Genomic DNA, 15,900 nt, shown 5'->3' with positions numbered 1-15,900 from the left:
TCGAGGAAACCAACCGACCGGTCCGCCCATCAGGTTCGAACGCTAGTGCTTCATTTGCATGCATCGCAACGTGGCCAGGGTCACACTCAATGCATTCCGATGCATAGAACTTGAGGTTTTTCCCAGGGAACCTTGCCGTGAACCAAAGCGGCGGCCCCGGCCGCGGGCGGGAAGCCCGCGGCCGGGGCCGCCTTCGGGAACAGGTGCCGTACTCAGTCCATCGGCACGGCCGGCGTGTACCTCAGCCGGGCGACGAGCGAGGCCGTGGAGTCATTCAGCGCGGCGGCGTCGAGGGCCTCGGCCAGGGCCTTGCGCAGGGTCTGCTGCGCCACCTTGGCGAGCTGCCTGCCTGTCTCGGTGACCTGCACGTCCACCCCCCTCTTGTCGTCGACGGCGCTGCGGCGCACCACCCACTCGGCGTCCTCCAGCCGGGCGACCGTCCGGCTGACGGCCGGCTGGTTGGCCCCCAGCGTCTTGACGAGATCCGACATCCGCAAGGTGCCGTCCCGCTGCTCCGTCAGGGAGAGCAGGAGCAGCAGTTCGTTCATGGAGATCCCGTGACTGCGCGTCAACCGCCTGCCCGCGGTCGCGTTGACCTGCTCCATCAGGCGCGTGAGTTGACGCCAGAGGGGAATCTCGTCCCGTCCGTCCCCCGGTCCCCAAGTCTCCATCGACGAGGCCCTTCACTGAGTCTTTCGACTGATCTGTTTACCCAACCGTCCCCCGTCGCACAGCGTAACTCCTTGCGCCGGTTGACCACACCCTCCTGTTGGTCCATGATTTACATGCAATCGAATGCATCATCAATGAAACCGGCTCCCTACGAAAGGCTCGGGTCGCCATGCCACTGCCCCTCCTGGCCCTGATGCTCGGGGTCTTCTGCGTGGGCACCGCCGAGGTCGTCATCGCGGGGATCCTGCCCGAGATGTCGGCCGATCTGCACGTGTCCATCCCGTCGGCCGGCCTGCTGGTCACCGGCTACGCACTGGGGGTGACCATCGGCGGTCCGGTCATCACCCTGCTGACCACCAGGTGGTCCCGCAAGGCGCTGCTGCTCAGCCTGATGGGCGTCTTCATCGCCGGCAACGTCATCGCCGCGCTGGCCCCCAACTACGGGACTCTGATGGGAGCGCGTGTCTTCACCTCGCTGAGCCACGGCACCTTCGCCGCCGTGGCCTGGCATGTCGCCGCTCTCATGTCCCCACCGGACAAGCAGGCGACCGCCATGGCCAAGATCGCGCTGGGCTTCAACTTCGCCAACGTGCTCGGCTCTCCCATCGGCACGTTCATCGGGCAGCAGTTCGGCTGGCGGGCCACCTTCGGCTACGTCACGGCCTTCGCCGTGGTGTGCCACCTCCTCATCTACAAGTTCGTGCCGAGCACGCTGTCCACCGAGAGTGACGAGACGGCCGGCGAGAACCTCTCCCTGCGCGAACAGATGAAGGTGTTCGGCAAGGGGAGCCTCCAGCTCTCCATGCTGATCACCGTGCTGGCCCAGGGAGCGGTCTTCACCACGTCGACCTACCTGGCGCCCCTGCTCCGCGACATCGGCCACTTCGCGCCCGCCATGGTGGGCATCCTGCTCATCGTCTTCGGCGTCGGCTCGGTCCTGGGCAACATCCTGGGCGGCCGGGCCGCGGACGCCAACGTCATGCGCGGAGTGCTGCGCGCCCAGGCCGCTCTGCTGGCCGCGCTCCTGATCTTCTGGGTCGCCGCCCCCCACCAGATCCCCGCGGCCCTCGCGCTCTTCGTGTTCGGTGCCGCCGCCTTCTCCATCATTCCGGCGCTCCAGGCGCGGATCCTCGCGGTGGCCGCCGCCGCGCCGGCCCTCGCGCTGTCGGCCAACGTGTCCGCGTTCAACCTGGGCAACGGGCTCGGCGCGTGGCTCGGCGGTACGACCATCGACCTCGGCCTCGGTGTCCGGTCCGTGACCCTGACCGCCGCCCTCGCCACCACGATCGCCCTGCTCCTGTCGCTGGCGATGTGGGCCCGCTCTCGCCGCGAGTCGCCGGAACTTCCCGCGCTCGACGCGAGCACCGCCGACGCCGCGCTCACCCAGAAGACGCCCTGACCCCGGCGACAGCCGACGCTCCCCCCATCAGCACCCCCAAGGGAAAACCATGCCTATTCGCCTAGTCAGCTTGATCCTGGCCATCTTCTGCGTGGGCACCGCCGAACTCGTCCCCAGCGGCATGCTGCACGAGCTCTCCGACGACCTCGCGGTGAGCATCTCCACAGCCGGTCTCCTGGTGGCCGTGTACGCCCTCACCATGGCCTTCGGCGGGCCGGTGGTCACGCTGTTGACCACGCGCATCGAACGACGCACGCTGATGACCGGCCTCCTCGTGGTCTCCGTCATCGGCAATATCGTGTCCGCGAGTGCCGGTTCCTACGGCGTCCTCGTCGTCGGGCGCATCATCACCGCGATGATCCACGGCACGTTCGTCGCCCTGTGCGTGGTCGCGGCCGGTTCGATGGTGCCGAAGGAGAAGGCCGGCAGCGCGGTGGCCGCCACCCAACTCGGCATCAACCTGGCCACGGTTCTCGGTGTTCCCCTGGGCACCTTCGTGGGCCAGAACTTCGGCTGGCGCACCACGTTCAGCACCATCGCCGTCCTGGGCGTGGCCGCCGCGGCCCTGGTCTTCGTGACCGTTCCGAAGGCGAAGGGCGCCACGGACAACTCCGGTGTCGCGCGCGAGCTGAAGGTCTTCAAGAAGTGGGACGTCCTGGGCACCGTCCTGGCGACGGCCCTGTGCTCGGGCGGCATGTTCACCCTGATCACCTACATGGTGCCCCTGCTCACGGACGTCAGCGGCTTCGCCGACTCCTGGGTGCCGGGACTGCTCATCGCCTACGGCGTCGGATCGATCGTCGGAAACATGATCGGCGGACGGCTGGCCGACCGCTCCCTGATGGCCAGCATGATCGGCCTGTCCACCCTGCTGACCCTCACCTGCGCCCTGTACTGGCTGGTCAGCCCCGTCATGGCGCTCAGCGGTGTCTTCGTGTTCCTCTTCTCCGTGGCCACCTTCGCGCTGATCCCGGGCCTCCAGACCCGGGTGCTGTCCTCGGCGGCCGACGCTCCGACGCTGTCGCTCACGGCGAACATGTCCGCCTTCGGTGTCGGCGCGGCCGTGGGGTCCTGGTACGGCGGCGCGGTCATCGACCTCGGCTTCGGTGTCCGTGGCGTGCCGCTGGCGGCCGCCTTGCTGACCGCGCTCGGCACCGCGGTCATCCTTCAGCTGGCGCTCTCCGAGCGGCGGCGCGCGAAGGCAGCGACGCCCACCGAGGAAGAGGCCGTCGCGGCGGCCGTCAGGAGTGTGTGAGCCATGGCTGCGACATCGAGCGGCGGACAGTCGGACACGTCGTCCGAACCCGGTGACATACGTGGGGACATGCGTGGCGACCTAGGTGGCGACATACGCGGCGACATGCGTGGCGACCTAGGGGGCGACACACGGGGTGGCACGCGCACCGCCGCCGCCCGGCTTCCGTCGCTGACGGGCCTGCGTTTCATCGCGGCCGCGCTGGTCTTCGCGTTCCACTCCTCGCTGACCAACTTCCCGTTGAGCCCGTTCGCCGACAAGGATGTCGCGCACGGCTACGAGTGGCTCTTCAGCAAAGCCGGCTGGATGGGGGTGTCGTTCTTCTTCATCCTCAGCGGATTCGTGCTGACCTGGTCGGCGCGAGGAAGCGACACCCTCACCTCCTTCTGGCGGCGGCGCCTGCTGAAGATCTATCCGAACCACGTCGTGGTGTGGGCCCTGGCGATGCTGCTGTTCGCCGCGCAGTTCACCCCGCCGTCCGCATGGGTTCCCAACCTGTTCCTGATCCACTCGTGGTTTCCGCAGCACGACACGTTCATCAGCGTGAACCTGCCGAGTTGGTCGCTGTGCAGTGAGCTGCTCTTCTACCTCCTCTTCCCGTTCTTCCTGAAGCTGGTGCGGAAGATCCCGGTCCGTCAGCTGTGGCTCTGGGCCTTCGCCATGGTGGCGGGAATGGTCGCCGTCCAGCTCGTGGTGCAGTTCCTGCTGCCGAACTCGCCGCAGACGCCGGAGAAGTATCCGCTGTCCGTGGTGCAGTGGTGGATGGCGTACAACTTCCCGCCGGTCCGGCTCTTCGAATTCGTGCTGGGCATGATCACGGCGCGCGCGGTACTGGCCGGCCGCTGGATCCGGCTGCCCCTGGGCGCGGCCGGCGCTCTGGTGGCGCTGTCGTACGCCGCGGCTCTGGCGGCCCCCTGGCTGTACGGCCTGTACGCCGTGACCGCGCTACCTCTCGCGCTGCTCATCACGTCCGTGGTCCAGGTCGACACCGATGGACGGCGTACGGCCCTGCGCAGTCGAGTCGCGATTTGGCTGGGGGAGATCTCCTTCGGCTTCTACGTGGTCCACTACGTCGTCATGTACATCGTCCGTACGATGATCATGGACGAGGGCCGGGTGGGGACGCTCGCCGGGTTCGGCGTCCTCGCGGTGATCTTCGCCGGGTCCATGCTGGGCGGCTGGCTGCTGTACATCGGCGTCGAACGCCCGGTGATGCGCCGCTGGGGCCGCTCCCGCAAGCCGACGGCCACCCCACCCCTGCCCGAACCGGACGAGACCGGCGACCAGTCACGGACACAGCCGGTGGCGGGCTGAGGGCAACGGATACCCGAGGTCCGGCGGCACCGGGCTGCCGACCTCGGGGTCCGCTCGGGGGTACGGCGGGCTCGGCGATGCTGGGTAGCCGCCCCTCGGAGTGCGTGGGGGTGAGGCGGTCGAGCGCCGGGTCAACGGCCCCGGGATGCCCCTGGGTGCGGCGGCCCCGGCGATACGGGGCCGCCACCCCCGGGATACCCCTGGGGTAGGGCCGCACCGGCGATACCGGCCCGCCTGCCCCCCGGGGTACCCCGCGGGCCGCCTGCCCCGGCGTTTCTCTGCGCCGTGCCCGTCAGACGGGCGGCGTTCCCTGCCCTGCGGCGAGGTGGGTCACGTACCACGGCGAGGCGGTCGAGCGCCGGGTCAACGGCCCCGGGATGCCCCTGGGGTACGGCCGCACCGGCGATACCGGCCCGCCTGCCCCCCCGGGGTACCCCGCGGGCCGCCCGCCCCGGCGTACCCCTGCGCCGTGCCCGTCAGACGCGCGGCGCTCCCTGCCCTTCGGCGACGTGAGTCACGTACCACGGCGAGGCCGCCGAGCGCCGGGTCAACGGCCTCGGGGTGCGCCTGGGAGGGCGGCGGCCCCGGCGATACCGGCCCGCCGCCCTCTCAGGTACCCCTGGCCGCCCGCCCCGGCGCACCCTTGCGCCGTGCCCGTCAGGAGCGCGGCGCTGCCCGTCGTTCGGCGAGGTGAGTCGCGTACCACGGTGAGGCTGCCGAGAGCCGGGTCAACGGCCCCGGGCCCGCGGGGTATTCAGCGATGCGCCAGATGTCGTCGCTGTCGTACCAGTGGTCGCCCGCCAGCAGCTCGAACTGGCGCTCGCTCACGCCGTGCGGTGATCGTCGCAGGTGTTGCAGGCAGGCTTCCCAGGAGCGGTCCTCCGCCGGGGCCGGGGGCAGCACCCCGAGGCCGGCGAGCGTGGTCATCAGGTCTCGATTGCGGACCGGGCGAGGGTGGCTGGCGTGGAAGATCCCGCTGGGCGGGCCGTCGGGCATGGTCGCGAGCCGCACGATCAGCCGGGCCAGGTCGTCCACGTCCACCATGGACGCCAGCCCCTTGCCGCCGTTCCACTGGAAAGGCAGCTGTTCCCGCAGATCGGCCAGGGCCGGCACGACCCAGCGATCGCCGGCTCCGGTCACGAGTCCCGGCCGGAGAACGGTGGCCCCCGCGTCCACGGCCACCCGCTCTCCCGCCAGCCGCGTACGGCTGGCCGGGGAGACCGGCGCCGGGACCACCTCGTTCACGGTGATCCCGCGGTGCGGTCCGGGGCCGTACACCGCGGCGGTGGACAGCTGGATGATCCGGCCCACGCCGCGACGCCGGGCCTCCTCGACCAGCGCGGTGGTGCCGTGGACGTTCACGGCCGCGCACTCGGCCTCGCTCCCGCTGATCCGTGCGGCGAGGTGAATCAGGACATCCGCGTCCTCGCCGACGCCGTCCAGCGACGCCGGGCGGGTCAGGTCCGCGGGCACCCAGGACAGGCGGGGCGCGGCAGCTGACCGTTGCTCGGTGCGCGCGAGCGCCCGGACCTCGACCGGGCGGCCCGTCGGCTCCGGTTCCAGCAACCGGTGCAGGACCCTCGACCCGATGAATCCGGTCCCCCCGGTCAGGACGACCCGCACCCGTCTCATGCCCCGGCCTCCGTCTCGCCGACGGGAATCGTGATCTGTGCGATGACGTCGGCGGGAGCCAGCGCGGGCAGGAGGCAGTGCCACATGTCGGAGATCCGTCCCGGCAGGTCGGCCCGCTGCGTGGAGAGCTGCGACATGATCTGCGTACCGGTGTACGCGGCGACCAGCAGGGAGGCGAACGCGTCCTCGTCGGCCGACGGGAGCAGTTGCCCCTTGTGCCGCGCGGCGACGAGTTCCTCGCGGAAGCGCTCAGCCCACCACTCATAGATCGCGTACTCGTGAAGGTCGGCCTCGTTCTGCTCGACCGCGAGTCGGACGCCCGCGCGAAACAGCGTGTTCTGCTGCATCTCCACGGCCAGGTAGCCGGTCATGTCGATCAACCGCTGGAGCCCGGCCTCCCCTTGGGGGAACCGCAGATCCGCCGCCTGCTCGTGGATCACGGCACGGGCGAGCCCCTCTTTGGACTTGAAGTGGAAGTACACGGCACCGGCGGTCAGCCCCGCCCGGTCAATGATCTTGGTGATGCTCGCCCGGGTGTAGCCGACCTCGTCGAACACCTCCGCCGCGGCCCTCAGGAGCACCTCCCGCGTGCGCACCGCACGCTGCTGCATCGGCCGTGTGGTCCGATTCACCCCGCACCTTGTCCTCTCGACAAACAAAAATAATAGTCGCTATCTTATGTATGTTGCACGTTGAACCATCAGCGTGTACGCGCTCAACAGCCAGTCAGCGGGGGGAGAACCACCTTGCCATCGCTTCAGCTTGCCTACGACGAGGCGGACTTACCTCGCATACCCGTGCCCCAGGCCTACACCCACAAGGCGAACCCGGCAGAGGTCCTGCTCACCGATTGGTGCCGGCCCGCACCCGACGCTTTCACGGTGCGCGCCCACTGGCCGCGGACCCACGAGTTCTACCAAGTCCGCCATGGGCTGCACGACCCCTTGCTACTGAGCGAGACGGTCCGCCAGACGCTGCCCCTGCTGTCGCACGCCGCGTTCAACGTGCCGTTCGGCCACCACCTGCTCTGGCACAGCTTCCACTGGGACCTCGACCCGGGTGCGCTGCGCTCCGAAGGGCGGGCGGTCGACGTCGAGTTGCGCATCACGTGCACGGATGTGCGGTACCGCAAGGAGAGAGCGGCAACTGTGGCTCTTTCGGCGCAGGCCTGGCGGAAGGGCTCCCAACTGGGCAGCGCCCGGACGAACTTCACCGTCCAGGACGGCGCCACATACGCCCGGCTCCGCGGGGCCTACGCCGACATCGGCGTCGCCAACGCCCGTGCCGTCCCCGCTCCGCCCCCGGCCCCCGCGCACGTGGTGGGGAGAGAGCGCGTCGAGGACGTCGTCATCTCGCCTGCCGACGGTGACAACCGGTGGCGGCTGCGGGCGGATACGTCACACCCGATCCTCTTCGACCATCTGGTCGATCATGCTCCGGGCATGCTGCTCCTGGAAGCGGCACGCCAGGCCGCGCAGGCCGGCTCGTACCCTCGCGCCACGGTTGTCATAGGCATGGAAACCGAGTTCATGCGCTACGCGGAGCTCGACGCGCCGTGCTGGATCGACACCCGCCCGCTCGACGGTGACGCGGCAGACCGCCGGCGCGTCCTGGCCACCGCCCGGCAACACGATGCAGAGATCTTCACCTGTGTCGTCACTCTGGCCGAAGTGTAAAGCGGATCACAGGGCTCACGGCGCTGCCCGCAACAGCCTTTCCCTTTTCTGCGGCCGGGTTCAGGCCCTCGGACGGCGCCCGCTCACGCCACATCCGAAACAACGACGCCATGATTTGAGGGGGATTCCTATGCGCCGCGTTCCGCAGGCCGTACGACCCGTAAGGCCCGTAAGGCCCGAACCGCTCGTGTCGGACGGTGTGAAGAGCAGCAGAGTCCTGGACGAGCTGTCCGAGTCGCTCTTCGCCCCGCTGCCCCGCAGCGACCAACGGATCAAAGGTGCCCAGTATCTGAGCGGACTGATCGCGGCCGACGGCCGCAAGTCGGTCCGGAACATCGCCTCGCACGTCGGCGGCCCCGAACTGGCGCAGAGCCTGCACCACTTCATCGCCTCCTCCACCTGGGACTGGGAGCCGGTCAGCAGCGCTCTTCAGCGCTATGCCGACAACGAGCTGCGGTTCGCCGCCTGGGTGGTGCAGTCACGGCCCATCCCCAGGGGGACCGGGCAGGCCATCGGAGTGTGGGGTGTGGCCAAGAACGTCACCGTCCCCGTGAAATGGAACCTGCTGCGTTCCGGCCAGCAGGCCGCGGAGTGCGTCGCGTCGGCGACTCTGGGATTCGACCAGTGTGCGGTCGGGCCTCGTCCGGTGGTCCTGGACATCCCAGGGGCCGACCTGCGTCCGGCCTTCGACCGGTACATGGACGCAGGCGCGCCCCTGCTGTCCGCCGTGCCCGCCAACCTGATGGTGCAGGATCAGGCACAGGGACGGGCACGCCGTTCGCTTCCCGCCGCCCGGCTGCTCCAGCTCAGCCGCATGCTGCGGCGTCCGGTGGAGTGGACGGACCCGGCGACGGGCGACGTGCGCAGAAGCCTGGTCGCCGGTGTTCGTGTGGAATGGGCCGACCGTCCACTCCTGCTGTTGGGCCAGTGGGACACTGGACAGGAGCAGCCGGTTCGGTGTTGGCTCACCAACCTGGTGGCAACACCCCTGGGGGTCCTCCTGCGGCTTGCCAATGCCACGCAGCGCGTCGAGCAGGATTTCGCCAGTTCCGCATCACATGTGGGGACCCTCGACTACAAGGGACGGACTTCCGACGGCTGGCATCGGCACATGACCTTGGCGGCGGCCGCGCACGTCGCTCAGGTGGTCGCGGCGGCCAGGGCCCGGGTCCGCCCGTGGAGCCAGTGCATGGACTCCATGGAGCGGATCGGCCATGGGGCGTAAATGACCAAAACGGACACTGGGTTGGCTAAACATCTTTCTCCGGGCTGTGTCACCTCTCCGCGAGGTTCTGACACAAGGGACTTGATCGCATCGCCCGCGCGGCCCCTGGGGACCCATCATCGAGCCATGCGCATTCTGGTTGCCGGCGGTGGCATCGGCGGTCTGGCCACAGCGGTCGCTCTGGGGAAGAGGGGCCACCACGTTCTCGTACTGGAGCAGCGGCCGGTCTTCACCGAGAGCGGAGCGGGGGTCCGGTTGGCGCCCCATGGCTTCCAGCTCCTGGACCAGCTGGGAGTGGGCGAAGCCGTACGCGAACGGTCGCTGACGATCAGTGAATTCCGCGTCATGGACGGCTCGACCGGGGAGCCGGTCACCTCGGAGCCGCTGCCCGCCGGTCACGGGTGGCCCTGTTCGGCACACGCGACGGCTCACCGGCTGGATGTGTACGAACCGCTGCTCGAGGAGTGCTGGGATCTGGACGCCGTCCAGCTGTGTGCGGACAGCCGCGTGGTCGGCTACACCCAGCACGGTGAATCGGTGGTTGCCGCCCTCGCCGACGGACGTAGCGTCACCGGGGATGCCCTGATCCTCACCGATGGCGCCCGCTCCATCGCCCACGACGAAGCGCAACAGGCCTGCGCCGCTGCGCAGGAGCGGCGTGCGGTCTACCGCGCCGTCATTCCGATGGAACTGGTCGCCAGCCGATGGCAGCATCGCGCGGCGACATGCTGGCTCGGGGCGGAATGGCATGTGTCGCACTACCCTCTGCCCGACTACAGGTACCTGAGTCTTTCGGCCACCCGGCACCGTCACACCGGCGACAGCCTCCTCGGCGCACGAGTGGATCTGGAGCAAGTGCTCGCGGCCTTCCCGGACATCGGATACGCCGCCCGCAACGCCCTGACGATGGGCGAGCACTGGCGGGCCTGGACAGTCCCCAGCCGCAAGCCCACGTCGGGCTGGGCGGGCGGCAGGGTCGCGCTGGTCGGTGACACCACGCAGCCGGCACGTCCGCTCGAGGTGTCAGGCATGCACCACGCGCTGAAGGACGCCGTCGAACTCGGCAAGTCGTGGGACGCCTCATGCGGAGGTGCGCGGGGGTGGCTTGCCGAGTACGACACACGCCGCGGTGAGCAAGCGCGTGACATCCCTTCAGGATGCGGACCCGGGTACGGCGAGTCCCGTTGGACTGACGATCAAGCCCTCGCGCACGACTTCCTTCCGACAGGCACCGCGTCGGATCGCTTGGACGGCGTGCCATGCGGAGTTTCCCAATTCTGCGGCAGGGGTGCGGGATAGGCAGGCCGGGTGTCTGCGCGTGCGGCCGGTCGCCCTCGTGCGCGTGTTGATGACCGACGTGATGTGCGCGGGTTCCGCCGACTTGCTGACGAAGCCCTGGACTCCGGCGGCGTTCCCGTGGCGGACTCCCTGTGGGGGGTGGCCGCCCGGTCAGGGCCGCGCACGGTCAGGGCCTGTGGCGGCCCCCACTCACTCCCGCCGGCCCGTGTCGGCCGGGACCGGGTCGCCCACGGTTCCCGCGGTGGCCCTCCGTACGGCGTTCGCGATGCGGGCGGGGGCGTCGGCGAACTCCCGAGGGTCGACGCCGTCCAGGAGGGCGGCTCCGATGTACTCGTTGACGACCCGCAGAGCTGCCGAAGCCGCCGCGGCGTGCAGGCGTACCTCAAGGTCGTCGGCCTTGAGCCCCAACCGGATCGCGACGATCTCGGCCATCTCGCGTTCCACCTGGTCGCAGGCCATCAGCCAGGCCGTACGAAGGGCCGGCTCCGTGTCGGCCAGCCGGATCATCTTGACGCCCAACATGGTGTCGGCACGCTCCATCGCACTGGCCTCGCGGGCGAATCTGCTCGACTCCGCGGCGAAATGCTCTTCGAGGGAGAGATTCGGAGGCCAGCTGCGCAGGGTGGTCATCTCCCATTCCACGCTCTGCGTCACGATCGGTTCGGCGCAGCTCTCCTTGCTGCGGAAATGACGCCAGATGGTACGGGTCGACAGGCCGACCGCCGCCGCGATCTGGTCGCCGCTGGTGGCATCCACGCCCTGTTCCCAGAACAGGCGGGCAGCCTCACGCGAGATCTCCAGGCGCACGCGACGGCGCCGTTGCTCGCTCATCCCGCCTCGGCTGCGCTCGGTCGAAGCCACGCACACCACCCATCCGCTCATCGCTCATGACGGCACACCAAGTGTCACGATGACTGTAAGTGACGCTTGTTGGAGCACCGGGCGGCCCAGGCGACCACCAGGAGAGCAACGCCCAACAGCGGGTAACCCATGACGATCTTGGCCACGCCCAGCGCGTCGACCTTGTCCGCCTTGTAGAGGTACCCCTGGACAACGAACCGGGCACCGAACACGAAGGCCAGCACCAGGGTGGCGATGTCGTAGTAGAACCGGGAGCGCCTGTCCGCGCGCCAGGCATCCCCCTTGCCGGTCGCGGAGTTCCAGATCACACCGGCCAGGGGCCGGCGCACCAGCACGGAGGCGAGGAAGAGGACGGCGCCGGCCAGGCTTGCCCAGATGCCGATGAGGAAGTAGTCCTTGGCGGAACCGGTCCACCAGGAGATGCCGGCGGCGATCGCGACACCGAACACTCCGCCGAGAGCCGGCATGACCGATTCCCTGCGCGCCAGACGCTCCACGGCGATGCCCAGCGCGAGGGCGATCGAGGCGACGATCGCCGTCCTCAGCCCGCGGGCGTTGTTGGCGACGACGAAGGCCAGGACGGGCAGCGCCGAGTAGACCAGTGCCTTGGTCCCGCCCGCCTGCTCGAGGGCCGACTTCCGCTCCGGCTGACCGCTCCTCGCGGTCGCCTGCGCGTCGTTCGTCGTGTCCTGGTGGGGCGTGGTCTTCATGGTGATCATCTCTTCCGGGTTCGTAGGGGACGAGTCACGGCTCCGGTGTGTCACTTAATGACATCTTGGCGTCAAGTGACAGAGTCGGGCTACCGTCTGCGGTATGACGTCCGTCACGTGATGGAGGGAGTGCGCCGGACGTCCGGAAGGCCGCATCAGTCGAACTGGGGTGTGGCGAACAGGGACTTATGCGAATTCACGTCGGATACTCCGCTCATGGGAGATCACGGACGTTGGTGGCCATGGCTCGTGGGCGCGGCGGGACTGGCCGGCCTCACGGCACTCGTCGTCGTGGCGGTACGCACCGGTGGTGAGACCGCCGTGACGTCCCTCAGCGTGCTGCTGTCCGCGACCGTGGGCGTCCTGGGGTGGTCGCGGCACCGGTCCCGCCCCGCCCGTCCCGCGAGCGTCGACGAGCTGGACCGGGCCGCCGGGGCGCTCTCCGCCATGGTGCGCCGCCAATGGACCGAGGAGGTGGCGGCGCAAGGCCTGCTGGACCCCAGCCCGCTGGCCGTTCGCTGGCGCAGCGCCCAGACGGAGGCGGGCGACCATGTGCGCATCGTCGGCAGGGTGCTCACCGGCCGCACCGACGACATCGCGGGCTTCACGGCGGGCTTCCGCGCCCTGCCCCACCGCCGCCTGGTCATCCTCGGAGAACCCGGCTCGGGCAAGACCACGCTGGCCATGCTGTTGGTGCGCGAACTCGTGGAGCACCCCGAGCCCGGACAGCCCGTACCGGTGCTCCTCGACCTGTCGTCGTGGAACCCGCGCCACGAGCCGCTGACCGGATGGATGGCGCGCCGCATCCACGAGGACTACCCGGCGTTGCGCAACCACGAGGAGTACGGCAGGTACGCGGCCAGGAGGCTGGTCGCCGAGGCGCGGGTCCTGCCCGTGCTCGACGGACTGGACGAACTGCCCGAGGCCTTGCGGCCGGAGGCACTCACGGCCGTCAACCACGCGATCGCCGTGCACGGTCCGCTCGTCCTCACCTCGCGGGCAGCCGAGTTCGACCAGGCCGTCGGGGCCGCCGACGTGGTCACCGGGGCGGCCGTGGTGATGGCCCGGCCGGTCGCCGCCGACGACGTCAGCGACTATCTGCGGGACACGGTCGCGCCGCGTCGTATGAGCGCGTGGCAGCTCGTCATCGACGAACTCGAACGCGACCCCCAGGGAACGCTCGCGACGACGTTCTCGCTCCCGCTCAACGTCTGGCTCGCCCGCACCGTCTACGCCGCACCCGGCACCGACCCCGGCCGGCTCGCCCGCTTCACCGATCCGACAGCCCTCCAGCACCACCTGCTGGACGCGCTCGTCCCGGCCGTCTTCAACGGCACACGCACCCCCCTGGACCCCTCCGTCCCCGACGCCCGCCGCGCGGCTGCGGCGCGCTGGCACCCGGAGGAGGCCCACAACACGCTCCGCTTCCTCGCCGCGCACCTCGAGCGCCACGACACGGACGACATCGCCTGGTGGCAGCTGCACCGGACGCTGCCGCACGATCCGGCGGGGCCGCTGTCGGCGCCGTTGGCGGGGGCGGTGCTGGGGTTGGGGGCGGGGTGTATGGCCGGGGACTGGTTCAACTTCGTGTTGGGGCCGTTCGCTCGGCTTGTGGGGTTCCTGGTCATCACGATCGCCACGGGGGTGGCGGGGGCTGTGGCGATCCGGCAGGCGTATGTGGGGGGCGGGGGAGTGAGGGGGAATGGGGAGGGTTTCTGGGGTGGCCTGCGTCGCGTGGGCATCCTGTGCGCGGTCATCGCGCCGCTGGCGGTATGCGTCGGTGCGTTCATCGAGCACTGGACCGATACAGCCGCCCCGGTGTTCGACCGACCCGACCACGCCACGGGTATGGCGCCCATGACGGGGCTCAGGATGGGCCTCCTGTGGGCCGCGTTCATGGGCCTGTTCACACTGGGCGTACTGCTGGTCTCGGTGCTGCGGCGGGCACTCCACGGACATGCCGTCATTCCCCACCGGCGGCACAGGGGATCCGTGGGCCTGGCACGGCTCCGGAAAGTGCTTACCTTCGGATTTCTCTTCTGGCTGGGCACCGAACTCGCGGGAGCCCTCGCGTACCTCTCGATCCGGCAGGTGCCGGATCAGCCCGTGCTGGGACTGGAGTTCGTGGACCTGTCCGGCGATCTGTCGTTCGCCAACCAACGCGCGAGCTTCCGGGCGTTGTTGTTCCTCCTGATCATCGGTGTGCTCACCGGCCTGGGACTGAGCGGCGGCTCCTCACGGCCGACGTATCTGGACTTCCGTCTCCGGGGCCGAGGAGCCCTGCTGCTGTCGCAGTTCCCCCACACGCTCGGTCGCGGCCTGCTGTTCGGTTCGGCCCTGGGACTGGTCCTCGCCTACCTCTCCCCGTGGGACGGCCACGTTCCTGTGTGGGAGAGAATCGCGTCCGCCGTCGCTCTGGGCGCGTACTTCGGGATCCTCTTCGGTATCGGCCTTGCCATTGTCCGCTGGGCCCGTACGTCTGCCGATCTGGATCAGGCCACTCCCCTGTCGACCCTGAACGGTGACCGGAAGGTCGCCGCCACGGTCGTCGTGCTCGCTCTGGTACCGCCCATGCTCAAGTGGTGGGTCGTCTACCTGGCGGACCTGACCCACAGCATGCAGGCGGTGCATGCGATCGGCGATTGGCTGGCGAGCCCGGAGGCGTGTTTCGCCATCGGACTCGCCGCCGGTGTGCTGGTCGCCTCGGACACGGCCTATTTCATGTACCGCGAGACGTGCATGCGACTGGCCGCGACACGGAGACTTCCGCACTCCCCGGTCTCTTTCCTGGAGGACGCGCGGCTGCTCAACGTGGTGAGACGCGTGGGTTCCGTCTACCAGTTCTGTCACGCCAGGTTGAAGGACCGCATGGTTCTCACCGAAGCGGTGACGGGTGAGACCGGGTGAGGGGCAGCCTCATGCGTTCAACCGTTGCACCTCCACAGGGGACATGACGGAGAAATCGGCTCCTTCCGGGACCGAGATCAGTGTCCCCTCGGGCGGGGCGAAGCATCTGTCGCCGCATCCGGGGAGCCCGCAACTTGGCGCGCTCCACCCGGGGGCCTGCTCGGCCCACTCGAAGATCTCCTTTATCGACCACTGCCCGCCTGGGCGGGACGGCAGTTCTACGGCAAAGCCGTTCACCTGGACGGTGAAGCCGTTCTCGGCGGTCGCGGTGGGAGCCAGGTCTTCGTGCGCCATGGCACAGCCTCCTCAGGCAGGACTTGTCGGTCGGCCGTGCTCGCAACCCCCCAAGCAGCGGCCACGATCCCCTCGACCACGCTAGATCAGCCCCTTCCCCCTCGCCACCGGGAAGGGATGGCGCGGCAGCAGTGAGGCACGCAGCGAGCCGGGCTGTCCAACCTTCCAAGATCTCTCCACGGTTGGTGTCCGATTGCCTGCGAGGAGCGGACTGGCCCGGTTCCTCGGACGAGAGGCTTCGGGCGAGGCCGCCGAGGAAGAACTCCAGGCGGCGGGCGAGGAGTTGGAAAGTACCCGGGCGGCGGGTGACGCAGGCGCGTCACGGCAGCTGTCCAGGCCCGGTGGCGGCAGCGGCTGGAAGGGGCAGCTCCCGGTGACGTGGTAACGCTGCGGGTGTGTCCGACTCGCCGACTGACTGACGTCTCGAACGTCCGGGTTGGGGTTTGTCGGCCCGCCGGGCGTCACGTCGAAGGAAACAGCCGACCGTTTTCGGGCCGGTCAGCCACGCACCGCAGCCAGGCACTCGTCGTACAGGTCCATGATGTCGCCCTTGCCGTCATGGTTGACCCACGTCATCGATGCGGCATCCAGGCATGCGAACGCCGTCGTGATCACTGCGCGGGCCTTCGCGTCCACGCCGGCCGGCGTCCGGGTCG

14 protein-coding genes are annotated in these 15,900 nt (G+C 69.3%); 7 read left to right on the top strand and 7 right to left on the bottom strand.

From position 1 onward, the window contains the following. Nucleotides 1–212: 212 nt before the first annotated feature. Nucleotides 213–671: a MarR family transcriptional regulator gene (locus AB0I77_RS39345; RefSeq protein WP_363287610.1), complete on the bottom strand. Its 459-nt coding sequence runs from the start codon at nt 669–671 to the stop codon at nt 213–215. A 170-nt stretch (nt 672–841) separates the two neighbouring features. On the opposite strand from AB0I77_RS39345, the gene AB0I77_RS39340 reads away from it, so the two are divergent. Genes AB0I77_RS39340 through AB0I77_RS39330 form a run of 3 tightly spaced genes read left to right on the top strand, consistent with a single transcriptional unit; the run spans nt 842 to nt 4,640 of the window. Further along, on the top strand, nt 842–2,071 hold the full coding sequence (locus AB0I77_RS39340) for an MFS transporter (protein ID WP_363287609.1): 1,230 nt from the start codon (nt 842–844) through the stop codon (nt 2,069–2,071). Nucleotides 2,072–2,120: 49 nt separating this feature from the next. Further along, nucleotides 2,121–3,326, top strand: coding sequence for an MFS transporter (locus AB0I77_RS39335; RefSeq protein ID WP_363287608.1), 1,206 nt, complete (start codon nt 2,121–2,123; stop codon nt 3,324–3,326). Between the two features lie 3 nt (nt 3,327–3,329). Further along, nucleotides 3,330–4,640: an acyltransferase gene (locus tag AB0I77_RS39330; protein ID WP_363287607.1), complete on the top strand. Its 1,311-nt coding sequence runs from the start codon at nt 3,330–3,332 to the stop codon at nt 4,638–4,640. Nucleotides 4,641–5,297: 657 nt separating this feature from the next. On the opposite strand, the gene AB0I77_RS39325 is transcribed toward AB0I77_RS39330, so the two are convergent. After that, complete coding sequence (locus AB0I77_RS39325; protein ID WP_363287606.1) at nt 5,298–6,272, bottom strand: NAD(P)-dependent oxidoreductase; 975 nt, start codon at nt 6,270–6,272, stop codon at nt 5,298–5,300. Further along, complete coding sequence (locus AB0I77_RS39320) at nt 6,269–6,904, bottom strand: ScbR family autoregulator-binding transcription factor (protein WP_363287605.1); 636 nt, start codon at nt 6,902–6,904, stop codon at nt 6,269–6,271. The genes AB0I77_RS39325 and AB0I77_RS39320 overlap by 4 nt, the downstream gene beginning before the upstream one ends. A 114-nt stretch (nt 6,905–7,018) precedes the next feature. On the opposite strand from AB0I77_RS39320, the gene AB0I77_RS39315 reads away from it, so the two are divergent. The 3 genes from AB0I77_RS39315 to AB0I77_RS39305 all read left to right on the top strand — a co-directional run bounded on the left by AB0I77_RS39315 (nt 7,019) and on the right by AB0I77_RS39305 (nt 10,472). Then, the gene (locus AB0I77_RS39315) at nt 7,019–7,948 is read left to right on the top strand and encodes a ScbA/BarX family gamma-butyrolactone biosynthesis protein (protein WP_363287604.1); all 930 of its coding nucleotides are present in this window, start codon (nt 7,019–7,021) and stop codon (nt 7,946–7,948) included. Between the two features lie 199 nt (nt 7,949–8,147). Then, nucleotides 8,148–9,173 (top strand): transposase, encoded by a 1,026-nt coding sequence (locus AB0I77_RS39310; protein ID WP_363287603.1) that lies wholly within the window; start codon nt 8,148–8,150, stop codon nt 9,171–9,173. A gap of 126 nt (nt 9,174–9,299) precedes the next feature. Next, the gene (locus AB0I77_RS39305) at nt 9,300–10,472 is read left to right on the top strand and encodes an FAD-dependent monooxygenase (RefSeq protein WP_363287602.1); all 1,173 of its coding nucleotides are present in this window, start codon (nt 9,300–9,302) and stop codon (nt 10,470–10,472) included. 189 nt (nt 10,473–10,661) lie between these two features. Here the strand turns inward: AB0I77_RS39305 and AB0I77_RS39300 are convergent, their stop codons facing one another. Together AB0I77_RS39300 and AB0I77_RS39295 are read right to left on the bottom strand one after the other, a co-directional pair. Beyond that, nucleotides 10,662–11,333, bottom strand: a complete 672-nt coding sequence (locus tag AB0I77_RS39300) for a helix-turn-helix domain-containing protein (protein WP_363287601.1) — start codon at nt 11,331–11,333, stop codon at nt 10,662–10,664. A 44-nt stretch (nt 11,334–11,377) separates the two neighbouring features. Beyond that, the gene (locus AB0I77_RS39295) at nt 11,378–12,043 is read right to left on the bottom strand and encodes a DUF3159 domain-containing protein (RefSeq protein WP_363287600.1); all 666 of its coding nucleotides are present in this window, start codon (nt 12,041–12,043) and stop codon (nt 11,378–11,380) included. A 216-nt stretch (nt 12,044–12,259) separates the two neighbouring features. On the opposite strand from AB0I77_RS39295, the gene AB0I77_RS39290 reads away from it, so the two are divergent. Continuing rightward, a complete protein-coding gene (locus AB0I77_RS39290; RefSeq protein ID WP_363287599.1) occupies nt 12,260–14,950 on the top strand; it encodes an NACHT domain-containing protein in 2,691 nt (896 codons plus the stop codon). A gap of 9 nt (nt 14,951–14,959) precedes the next feature. Here AB0I77_RS39290 and AB0I77_RS39285 read toward each other — a convergent pair whose 3' ends face one another. Both AB0I77_RS39285 and AB0I77_RS39280 read right to left on the bottom strand, forming a co-directional pair. Further along, the gene (locus tag AB0I77_RS39285; protein WP_363287598.1) at nt 14,960–15,244 is read right to left on the bottom strand and encodes a hypothetical protein; all 285 of its coding nucleotides are present in this window, start codon (nt 15,242–15,244) and stop codon (nt 14,960–14,962) included. 498 nt (nt 15,245–15,742) lie between these two features. After that, entirely contained in the window at nt 15,743–15,880 is a 138-nt protein-coding gene (locus AB0I77_RS39280; RefSeq protein WP_363287597.1) for a hypothetical protein, read from the bottom strand. Nucleotides 15,881–15,900 lie beyond the last annotated feature (20 nt).

Source organism: Streptomyces sp. NPDC050619 (genome assembly GCF_040654815.1).
Classification (GTDB): Bacteria; Actinomycetota; Actinomycetes; order Streptomycetales; family Streptomycetaceae; genus Streptomyces.
The sequence above is the reverse complement of the archived record's forward strand: the minus strand, read 5'-3'. Positions and strand labels throughout refer to the sequence as shown.

Bases quoted from the DNA above. Each gene is read 5' to 3' on its own strand.
- AB0I77_RS39345 (WP_363287610.1), bottom strand. From the start codon at position 671: ATGGAGACTTGGGGACCGGGGGACGGACGGGACGAGATTCCCCTCTGG.
- AB0I77_RS39340 (WP_363287609.1), top strand. From the start codon at position 842: ATGCCACTGCCCCTCCTGGCCCTGATGCTCGGGGTCTTCTGCGTGGGC.
- AB0I77_RS39335 (WP_363287608.1), top strand. From the start codon at position 2,121: ATGCCTATTCGCCTAGTCAGCTTGATCCTGGCCATCTTCTGCGTGGGC.
- AB0I77_RS39330 (WP_363287607.1), top strand. From the start codon at position 3,330: ATGGCTGCGACATCGAGCGGCGGACAGTCGGACACGTCGTCCGAACCC.
- AB0I77_RS39325 (WP_363287606.1), bottom strand. From the start codon at position 6,272: ATGAGACGGGTGCGGGTCGTCCTGACCGGGGGGACCGGATTCATCGGG.
- AB0I77_RS39305 (WP_363287602.1), top strand. From the start codon at position 9,300: ATGCGCATTCTGGTTGCCGGCGGTGGCATCGGCGGTCTGGCCACAGCG.
- AB0I77_RS39295 (WP_363287600.1), bottom strand. From the start codon at position 12,043: ATGAAGACCACGCCCCACCAGGACACGACGAACGACGCGCAGGCGACC.
- AB0I77_RS39290 (WP_363287599.1), top strand. From the start codon at position 12,260: ATGGGAGATCACGGACGTTGGTGGCCATGGCTCGTGGGCGCGGCGGGA.
- AB0I77_RS39285 (WP_363287598.1), bottom strand. From the start codon at position 15,244: ATGGCGCACGAAGACCTGGCTCCCACCGCGACCGCCGAGAACGGCTTC.